Origin of the sequence: Terrisporobacter muris, from assembly GCF_024621905.1 — a bacterium.
GTDB classification, from domain to species: domain Bacteria; phylum Bacillota; class Clostridia; order Peptostreptococcales; family Peptostreptococcaceae; genus Terrisporobacter; species Terrisporobacter muris.
The window spans coordinates 1-10,435 of record NZ_JANKBY010000111.1; the positions used below are offsets into that span (position 1 = coordinate 1).

The 10,435-nt window shown below is 27.0% G+C and carries 10 protein-coding genes; all 10 read left to right on the forward strand.

The window, feature by feature from the left end:
- Positions 1 to 80: 80 nt before the first annotated feature.
- The 10 genes from lon to NSA58_RS10115 all read left to right on the forward strand — a co-directional run bounded on the left by lon (position 81) and on the right by NSA58_RS10115 (position 10,427).
- Positions 81 to 2,438 (forward strand): endopeptidase La, encoded by a 2,358-nt coding sequence (lon, locus tag NSA58_RS10070; protein WP_039678696.1) that lies wholly within the window; start codon positions 81 to 83, stop codon positions 2,436 to 2,438.
- Positions 2,428 to 3,039 carry a ribosome biogenesis GTP-binding protein YihA/YsxC gene (gene yihA, locus NSA58_RS10075; RefSeq protein ID WP_039678695.1) on the forward strand — a complete coding sequence of 204 codons (612 nt, stop codon included), beginning with the start codon at positions 2,428 to 2,430 and terminating at the stop codon, positions 3,037 to 3,039. The genes lon and yihA overlap by 11 nt, the downstream gene beginning before the upstream one ends.
- Before the next feature lie 140 nt (positions 3,040 to 3,179).
- On the forward strand, positions 3,180 to 4,256 hold the full coding sequence (locus tag NSA58_RS10080; protein WP_074080238.1) for a PRK06851 family protein: 1,077 nt from the start codon (positions 3,180 to 3,182) through the stop codon (positions 4,254 to 4,256).
- Positions 4,257 to 4,403: 147 nt separating this feature from the next.
- On the forward strand, positions 4,404 to 5,789 hold the full coding sequence (locus NSA58_RS10085) for a GspE/PulE family protein (protein WP_039678693.1): 1,386 nt from the start codon (positions 4,404 to 4,406) through the stop codon (positions 5,787 to 5,789).
- Between the two features lie 12 nt (positions 5,790 to 5,801).
- Positions 5,802 to 6,980: a type II secretion system F family protein gene (locus NSA58_RS10090; RefSeq protein WP_052232874.1), complete on the forward strand. Its 1,179-nt coding sequence runs from the start codon at positions 5,802 to 5,804 to the stop codon at positions 6,978 to 6,980.
- Between the two features lie 17 nt (positions 6,981 to 6,997).
- Positions 6,998 to 7,348 (forward strand): competence type IV pilus major pilin ComGC, encoded by a 351-nt coding sequence (locus NSA58_RS10095; RefSeq protein WP_039678692.1) that lies wholly within the window; start codon positions 6,998 to 7,000, stop codon positions 7,346 to 7,348.
- Between the two features lie 155 nt (positions 7,349 to 7,503).
- Positions 7,504 to 8,229, forward strand: a complete 726-nt coding sequence (locus tag NSA58_RS10100; protein ID WP_074080236.1) for a hypothetical protein — start codon at positions 7,504 to 7,506, stop codon at positions 8,227 to 8,229.
- Entirely contained in the window at positions 8,230 to 8,667 is a 438-nt protein-coding gene (locus tag NSA58_RS10105; RefSeq protein WP_039678689.1) for a hypothetical protein, read from the forward strand.
- Positions 8,667 to 9,128 (forward strand): hypothetical protein, encoded by a 462-nt coding sequence (locus NSA58_RS10110; RefSeq protein WP_039678688.1) that lies wholly within the window; start codon positions 8,667 to 8,669, stop codon positions 9,126 to 9,128. The genes NSA58_RS10105 and NSA58_RS10110 overlap by 1 nt, the downstream gene beginning before the upstream one ends.
- A 267-nt stretch (positions 9,129 to 9,395) precedes the next feature.
- Positions 9,396 to 10,427 carry a YecA family protein gene (locus NSA58_RS10115; RefSeq protein ID WP_039678687.1) on the forward strand — a complete coding sequence of 344 codons (1,032 nt, stop codon included), beginning with the start codon at positions 9,396 to 9,398 and terminating at the stop codon, positions 10,425 to 10,427.
- The last annotated feature ends 8 nt before the right edge of the window (positions 10,428 to 10,435 follow it).

Sequence of the window (10,435 nt, forward strand, 5' to 3'; positions counted from 1 at the left end):
GTTGATTTATATTGAAAATTAACATACATAAATATATAATATAAAAAGCAAAGAAAATAGCACTTTAAGGAGTGATAATGATGGAACAAAATTATACAAAAATTGACCATGAGTTACCATTGATACCTTTAAGAGGATTAGCAATATTTCCATATATGATATTAAACTTTGACATAGGTAGAGAAATGTCTTTAAAAGCACTAGATCAAGCCATGTTAGAGGATGAATTAGTATTCTTAACTTCACAAATAGAAGCAGAAGTAGATGAACCTACAACAGAAGATTTCTATCATGTTGGAACTATTTGCAAAGTTAAACAAGTTATCAAGTTACCTGGAGATACAGTTCGTGTTTTGGTAGAGGGTGTATCTAGAGGTAAAGTTAAAGAAATAAACGAAGAAGATGGATACTTTAAAGCATTAGTAGAAGAAATAATATATGATCAAGAAAATGCTGATGAAGATATAGAAGTAGAAGCATTTGTAAGAAATGTTTTTGATGCATTTGAAGAATACATAAACATAGGTAATAGAGTTTCTCCAGAAATACTAGTATCTCTTGCTGATATAGAAAATGTAGATAGATTTATAGATACTATTGCATCAAATATTTTCTTAAAAGCAGATCAAAAGCAAGAAATTCTTGAAGAGTTTAATATAGTTAAAAGATTAGAGTTACTATATAAAATTTTATTAGAAGAAATAGATATACTAAAAATAGAAAAGAAAATAACTCTAAGAGTTAAGAAACAAATGAATAAGGTTCAAAAGGAATATTATCTTAGAGAACAGTTAAAAGCTATCCAAAAAGAATTAGGAGAAGATGAAGACTTAACTTCTGAAGTTGAAGAATACAAAGAAAAGCTAAGAAAAATCAAAGCTCCTAAGGAAACAAAGGAAAAGATAGAAAAAGAAATCAATAAGTTTTCTAGAACATCTCCTCAGTCTCCAGATTCATCAGTTAGTAGAACATATTTAGATACTATATTCTCACTGCCATGGAACAAAGAAACTAGAGATAAATTAGACTTAAAAAATGCTAAAGAGATTTTAGATGAACAACATTATGGATTAGAAAAAGTTAAGGATAGAATATTAGAATACTTAGCTATAAGAAAATTATCTAAATCATTAAAAGGACCAATAGTTTGTTTAGTTGGACCTCCAGGTGTAGGTAAAACATCTATTGCAAAATCTATAGCAGAAGCTTTAGGGAAAAAATTCGTAAGAATATCTTTAGGTGGAGTAAGAGATGAAGCTGAAATAAGAGGTCATAGAAGAACTTATGTAGGTTCTATACCAGGTAGAATAATTAATGGTATAAAAGAAGCTCAAACTAAGAATCCAGTATTCTTATTAGATGAAATAGATAAAATGGCAGCAGATTATAAGGGAGATCCATCTTCAGCGATGCTTGAAGTTTTAGACCCAGAACAAAACAAAACATTTGTTGACCATTACTTAGAAGTACCTTTTGATTTATCAAAGATACTATTTGTAACTACAGCAAATAGTTTAAGTACAATACCAGGTCCATTACTTGATAGAATGGAAATAATAGAAGTATCAGGTTATATTGAAGAAGAAAAGCTTAATATAGCTCAAAAATACTTATTACCAAAACAAATCGAAGAAAATGGATTAAAAGAAGGTTTTGTAACAATTGAAGAAGAAGCAATGAGGGACATAATTAATTACTATACAAGAGAAGCAGGAGTGAGAACTTTAGAGCGAACTATAGGTAAGGTTTGTAGAAAAATTGCTAAAAAATTCGTAGAAGACTCATCTTTAGAAGGTGTTATAGTAACTCCAAAGGATTTAGAAGAATATCTGGGAAGAGATAAACATCTATACGATTTAGCTGGGACAAAACCTGAAATAGGTATAGTAACAGGTCTTGCATGGACTTCAGTAGGTGGGGTTACACTTCCTGTAGAAGTAAATGTACTAAAAGGAAAAGGACAAGTTGTACTAACTGGTTCACTTGGTGATGTAATGAAGGAATCTGCTCAAACAGGAATATCTTATATAAGATCCATAGCAGATAAATTTGATATAGACCAAGAATTCTACAAAACAGAAGATATCCATATACATTGTCCAGAAGGAGCAACTCCAAAAGATGGTCCATCTGCAGGGGTAACTATGGCTACTGCAGTAATTTCTGCATTAACTAAAATTCCTGTTAGATGTGATGTAGCTATGACTGGTGAAATAACTCTTAGAGGTAGAGTAATGGTCGTAGGTGGAGTTAAGGAAAAGGTACTTGCGGCACATAGAGCTGGCATTAAAAAAGTTTTAATACCAAGAGAATGTGATGCTCAATTAGATGAAATACCTGAAAATGTAAAAGAAAAACTAGAAATTGTTCTTGTTGACCATATGGATCAAGTTTTAGAACATGCTTTAGTAAAAGATGGTGAGAAAAATGAAAATTAGAAGTTCAGAAATAGTAGTAAGTGCAATAAAAAAAGATCAATATCCAACAGAAGGACTACCAGAAATAGCTTTAGTTGGAAGATCAAATGTAGGAAAATCTTCGGCAACAAATGCTTTATTAAATAGAAGAAACTTTGCAAGAACAAGTCAAACTCCTGGTAAAACAAGAACAATAAACTTTTATAAAATAAATGAAGAGTTTTACTTCGTTGACCTTCCTGGTTATGGTTACGCTAAGGTATCAAAATCAGAAAAGGATAAGTGGGGAGTTATCATGGAAAGATATTTACAAGATAGACAAGAATTATGTGCTATTTTCTTACTTGTAGATATAAGACATGAGCCTACAAATGACGATGTTATGATGTATGAATGGATAAAACACTTTGGATATAACTGTGTTGTTATAGCAACAAAAGCAGATAAAATATCTAGAGGTCAATACCAAAAACACATAAGCATAATAAGAAAAAAATTAGGCCTTATGAAAGACGAAAAAGTAATACCTCTTTCTTCTTCAAAGAAAACTGGAGTGGAAGATGTATGGAATGAGATAATCGCCCAATATGAAGAGCATGGTTATGAAATAACTGTAGATTAATATACAAATAGGAACTGTATTGAAATTATATTTATGATTTCAATACAGTTTTTTGATTTCAAATAAAAATATTATATTTAGTAACAAAAGCAAGCCATAATTAATATCTTAATAAGTAGAATATTTTAGGGGGCATGAATATGAAAGGTAAAGTTAGGAAGATATTTCCAGGGGCAAATACAAGTAATGGTTTTTATTCTTATTTTGATTATATAATTCCAAAGGATATAAATAGAGTATTTTGTTTAAAAGGTGGTCCTGGAGTTGGAAAATCATCTTTAATGAAAAAGGTAGCACGTGATTTTGTAGAAAAAGGATACGATGTAGAAGTATTCCCTTGTTCATCTGATCCAAGTTCGCTAGATGCTGTTGTAATAAAAAAATTAAAAGTTGTGTTGCTAGATGCTACGGCACCACATATTGTTGATCCTAAAATACCAGGGGCTATAGATGAGATAGTTAATTTCGGTGATTTTTGGAATATGGATAACTTAGAAAAGAATAAGATGGAAATAGTGCAGTGTAACAAAGAGATAGGAGCATGTTTCCAAAGAGCATTTAAATATTTAAAAGCTGCAGAACCAATTTTCTATGATATAGAAAGTAAAAATAGTGATGCAATGAATTTTGGCAAACTTAATAAATTTACAGATGAATTTATAGATAAAATATTTAAAGGAATAGAAAATAAAGAAGAATTTTCTGGTACTAGACATTTATTTGGAACAGCTATAACTCCAATAGGTCATATAGATTATGCAGATAGTTTACTTCAAGATGCTGAAAAAGTTTATTACCTAGATGGAAAAATAGGTTATGGTAAGACTACTTTCTTAAAGAGAATATATGATAAAGCTGTATTGAAAGGGCTACATGTAGAAGTATTCCATTATCCTCTTATACCAGAAAAAATAGAGTCAATCATGATTACAGATTTAGGAATAGCAATAACTACAAGTTCTTTATTTAAAAACCAAGAAGCAATCAATTTAAGTGAATTTATAAATAAAGAAAAATTAATTGATTATAAGGAAGAATTAGAAATAGACGAAAGAGTATTAGATGAATTAATCAATTATGCTATCTCTAATTTAAAAAAGGCTAAATTAAATCATGACGTAATTGAAAATTATTATATCCCAAATATGGATTTTGATAAGGTTGATGAATTGAAATCTCAATTGGTAAAAAAAATACTAAAATATGAAAATAAATAATTAAAACAAGAAAGCTATGATAAAGAATGAATAAAATTTTATTTTAATATCATAGCTTTTATTATTTTGCATAAAATAAGAGTTTATATCTGTATAAATAATAAAATAAGTGTTGATAATCATAGTATATATTTTATAGTAATCGAGGTGATTAAAATTATAGCATTAGAAACGGATTTATCCATATTAGTACCAGAAAAGCTTGCAAGGAAATATAATTTATTTCCTATAGAGCTAAATGAAGACTCCTTAGTAGTAGGAATTGAAGAAGAAAACATATATGCTATGCAAGATTTAAATCTAGTTACAGGTAAAAATATAATTCTAAAACAAGTATCAAGAGAAGAGATTTTAGAAAATATTGAATTATGCTATGGAGATGCAATTGATGTAAACGACGATTATGCTAATTATTTGCTTCATGACATTCTACAAAAGGCTTTAAAGGAAAAATCTAGTGATATACATATTGAACCTTTTAGTGATTTATTGAAAATTCGAATTAGAGTAGATGGTAAGATGAAAGAAATGTTGAATCTAGGATTAGATTTATATCCATCTCTTGCAGCTGTAATAAAATATAAAGCTAATATGGATATTACAGAAAAAAGATTACCTCAAGATGGACGAATAGATGTGAAAATTAAGGATTCAGTAGTAGATATTAGAATATCAACAGTCCCAACTACTTATGGTGAAAAAATTGTACTTAGACTTTTAAGTAGAGATTCTTTTCTTAAAACAAAGTATGAACTAGGATTTTCTAAAGAATCTGTAGAAAAAATTAAAGAAATAATAAATAAAAAGACCGGAATATTACTGGTTACAGGACCAACAGGAAGTGGAAAAACTACTACAGTGTATTCAATTTTAAAAGATTTGAGAAATACTAGCAATAATATAATGACTATTGAAGACCCTGTTGAATACAAAATGGAAGGAATAAATCAAATACAAGTAAATCATAAAATAGGACTTACTTTTGAAAAGGGATTAAAAGCGATTTTAAGACAGGATCCAGATATTATTATGGTTGGTGAAATTAGAGACATAGAAACAGCAAAAATAGCTGTAAGAGCGGCTATTACAGGACATTTAGTTATAAGTACTCTTCATACTAACGATGCAATTTCATCAATAGCAAGGTTAATAGACATGGAAATTCCGCCATATTTATTAAATGCATCTTTGATTGGAGTTATATCACAAAGGTTAGTTAGAAAGGTATGTGAAAACTGTAGTAATGAAGTTGTTATTAAACAAAATGAAAAGAAATCAATATCTACTGCCATACCTATTGGATGTGAAGAATGTTCATATACAGGATATAATGGCCGAACTGTAGCCTATGAGATATTGACAATTGATGATGAAATACGAAATGGAATTCAACAAAATAAAGAAGCAAAGGATTTAAAAGACATAGCTATCAAAAATGGAATGATTACTTTTGAGGATAGTTACTCTACTCTGATTAAAAATAAAATAACAACATTAGAAGAATGTATTGTAAACAACGAAATTATTAATTAGGAGTAAATAATAATGTACAAATGTATAGTTTATGATGAGGAAAATAACAGAAGAATTTTAAAATTAAATATCGATACTGAAGACGAAATATATTCTTATGCTGATAAGAACAAATTTAAAGTAGTTGACATTAAGGAAAGAAAGTCTTTCTTTAAATGTAGGAAACTAAAAAATAAGGACGTAAAAGTTTTCTCTAAAGAAATGAGCATTCTTTTAAAATCAGGATGTGAAATATCCAAAATTTTAAGAATCCTAATAGATGAGTCTAATGACAAAGTGAGAGTTGTGTTAAAAGAAATACTTGGAGATATTGAAAAAGGCAACTCAATAAAGTCATCTTTTGAAAATACTAAGGCATTCTCAAATTTTTATATAAGTATGATAGCAGCTGGAGAATTAAGTGGTAATTTAGATGATGTTATGGACAAGCTAGCTACTTATTATGATAAAGAAAATAAATTAAAAAATAAGATTACTAGTATATTAATTTATCCAGCCATATTGATAATCACCATGATTATATCTTTTGTATTTATACTAATCTTTTTAATCCCTAATTTTGAAGATATTTATGCAGATAACAATATAAAAACACCAGGTTTAACGAAAATACTAATATGCTTATCACATTTACTTAGAGATGATTTGCTCTTAATTATGATAGGAAACTTACTTTTAATAGGTGGATTAATATATCTTAAGAAAAGTAGTAACAAGTTTAATGAAATGATAAATAAGCTTGTATTTAAACTTCCAGTTGTAAACACATATATGAAATTAATTATTAGTAACAAATTCATAAAAGCTTTATCAATTTTAATATCGAGTGGAGTACAAATTGTAGATTCTATTGAAATCTCATCAAGAGTAATGAGTAATGAGTATATATATGAAAAAATATGCAAAGCAAATGAGTTTATTAAAAAAGGTAACAGTATAGGTGATTCTTTAAAAACTGTTGAAGAATTACCATCACTATTACTATCAATGATAGCAATAGGAGAAGAAAGTGGTCGGCTAGATACAGTACTGGATACAGTTACAGATTATTATGAAAATGAACTAGATTCAAAACTTGAAATTGGAACTAAATACTTTGAAAATTTTATCACCTTACTTATAGGAGTTCTAGTCGGAATAGTAGTCATATCAATGATGATACCAATGTTCGATGCTGTATCAGCTATTTAAAAATGGAGGTAACTAAAATGATTATACTAAAAAAGAAAAGAAGAGGGTTTACCCTAATTGAAATGGTAATAGTTATTACTATAATCGGAATTTTATCTAGTATTGCAGTAACAAAATATTCAAAGGTTCAAGAAAATGCCAAGAAAAATGCTGATTATGCTACAGCTGCTAATTTAGCAACAGCTGCAATGATATCTATAAGTGATGGGAATACGTCAGTTGAACCAAGTGATTTACAAAGTGATGGATATATTCAATTTGTACCAATTTCAAAATCGGTAAAAGGCAATGAATTTATTGTAACAGCACAAGGAGATTCTGTAACAGTTAAGATAGGGACTGAAACATTTTATCCAAAGCCTAATTAAACTGTGGTTACACCTTAGCCAATTTAAGATAGAATAAATAATAATTTTGTGGAGGTGATTTTATAAAGGAGTATCTTATTGTAAATATTAATAATAAAACTACAGAAATATTATTAATAAGAAAAAATAGAAATAAGTGCAATATAGAGAATAAAATGAGCTATGAAATGGGAAGCAATGACTTAAATAATGAAGAAAAAAATACATATATAGATGAAATCACAAAATTAACAAAAGAAATATCCAATCAAAGATTAAAAAATATATACTTCAATATACAAAATAGCGAAGTTATTATTAGAAATATACAAAATATAAAATCTAGAAATAAAAAAGAAATTATTCAGTTAATTAAATATGAAATAGGTGGATACATGCCATTAAATTTACAAAATTATGTAATAAAATATAAAGAAAATATTAATACTAAGGGAAAGGGGTCAGTGCAAGGAATCTTATTTCCAAAGAAATATGTAGATATTTGCAAATCTATAAGTGAAAATTTAAAAATAAAGAAAAAATATCTATATATTAATTTTGATATTTTACAAAAGCTTATAGATTTAAGAGTAATTGATTTATCAAATAGTAATGATGATAAAGTAACTATAATAGAAAATAGAGGTCAAGATATGATTTTAAATACAGTTTTTGATAAAAAAATTATTGAATCTTATGTTGTGGAAAAAAATAATACTCAATATTCCATAAATAAATCTTCTTATGATGAAAATACATATTATTACGGAATAAGCGATGGCTTTATAAATAGCCTAGAAATTAAAAAATTAAATATTAAAGATAGATTGATTTTAAAAAATGATGAAGAGGTTATAGATATGACATTAGATCATTTACCAGCATGGGGGATGATAATATAGATGAGAAAAAAGGCATTAATTAATTTTTTTAAAGAAGAGGAGCGAGAAGAAAAATATTTTAAGTGTACTGTAATAATATTAATATACTTATTAATTTTTCAAAGTTATACAAGCATAAAATCTATTAATAACTTGAAAGAAGATATAAATAATACTAAAACAATTGTGCAATCAAATGTAGAGCAAGCGGTTGAAAAGAAAAAAAGTACATTGGTAAATGATACAAATGAAATATATAATCTATTAGGCTTTTCAAATGTTGAAAGGCTGTCTGTTGAAAATAATAAAGTAAGTATAGAGGGCAAATGTAAGAGTTTAGAAATACTAGATAAATTAAAATCTATGGATAATATAAAAAATTTTTCTGTAACTAATGTAGAAAATAAAAATAATAAGTTATATTTTCATGCAATATATGAGATAGGAGGCTTTGAATAATGTTCAAGAATAAAAAGGAATTAAAAAAGGTATGCATTGCCATAATGACATTTGTGGTAGTCAGTATAGGTACTTCTTATACTATGAACACTAAAATTAATGCTTTGGAGCAGGAGAGAACTAAACTGACAGAAGTAGAACCAGAATATAAAGGTGATTGTTACGATGAAACGATGGATTTAAGCGATGACATAGTAATTAAGATAATTGATAAAATGGATTCAAGTTTAGATATTAATTTTATAAACAAGTTTGATGAAGTAGATGAAAATAATAAGCCATACTCATCCATTGAACTAAGTGTATCAGGAAACTTGGATAAAATTAAAGGAATAGAAAGTGTTTTAAATGGCTTGAATCTAAATTATAAAATTGAAAATATGGATATAAAAAATCCTAAAAATGAAAAGGGAAATGAGAAGAATTATGTAGATTGCATAATGACAATTAAAGTCATATAAAGTAATAAGATAAGGTAATGATTTATGAATTGGAGTTTTATGAAAATTTATAATGAAAATGGTAGTACGATTGTTAATAAATTTAGAAGGATAATAGTCTAATTTCTAGAAAATTATTATTAAAGTATGGAAGTCCAAATTATTATATGAAACTATGGAAAAAGCAAATTGATAATAATAACTAGCAATATAAATGAAAGATAAATTCTAATATAAAATCAAGTATATATGGCCGTGCTTAAAAAATAGTGAAGGAGTGAAGATAACTTGATAGGTAGAAATGAACTATGTCCTTGTGGTAGTGGAAAGAAGTATAAAAAATGTTGCTTACAAAAAAATCAGCTAATAGAATTTACAAGAAATAAAACATTATATGCAAAAGGTTTGTATAAAAATATGGAAAATAAAATATGTGAGTATTCGAAATCATCAAGTTTCCATAAATATAGAGAGGAATGCTTAAAGAAATTTCATATTTCACAAGAAAGTAACTGTATGCTAGATAAGCAATATAATACATATTTTATGCATGATTATAGAAATGATAAGGGAAATACAATAACCAATATGTTTATAAACGATAATAAATTAACTTTAAATAAAAATCAAAGAAATATATTATCATCAATGATGAAATCTAATGTAAGCATATTTAAAATTGAAGATATAGGAACTACAAAATCAATAATTAGAGACTATTTTAATGATAATAAAATAATAGTGGAAGATATTGATGCGTTTAAAAACTTAAAAGTTGGTGAAAGTATAATAGGAAGGCCAATAAATGTACAAGGTATGAATATAATGGTTGATGAATGCATAAAGGTATCAAATAAAAATGTAAGTATAATACTTGATAGCATTAAACAATCTTATAAGGCTAACAATAATAAAAAGTTAAAGAATATAAAAGAATTTGTAATTTATAATAGTGAGCTAATTTATAAATTTGCACAACAAATATTATTAAATGATGAATCGTATGTTGTAAATTCATTAAATACTAACATAAAAAATATGACTGAAACTAAAGTAGACAATAATTTAGATGTAAATATATATGATGTATTAAAAAGTAATATAGAAGATAAATATTTACAAAAAGGATTGGATTTATGGAAGGGCTTTCTTAAATCTAACAAATCAATAAAAGGTAATGAAAATGGATGGGCTGCAGCAATAGAATACTATATTAAGAAAGATGCAGGAGAAATTATAACTCAAGCTCAAGTATCTGAAAAATATGAAATAAGTCCTCGTACCTTAGGAAAAAGATATAAAGAATTAAGAGCATCATAAAATAAATT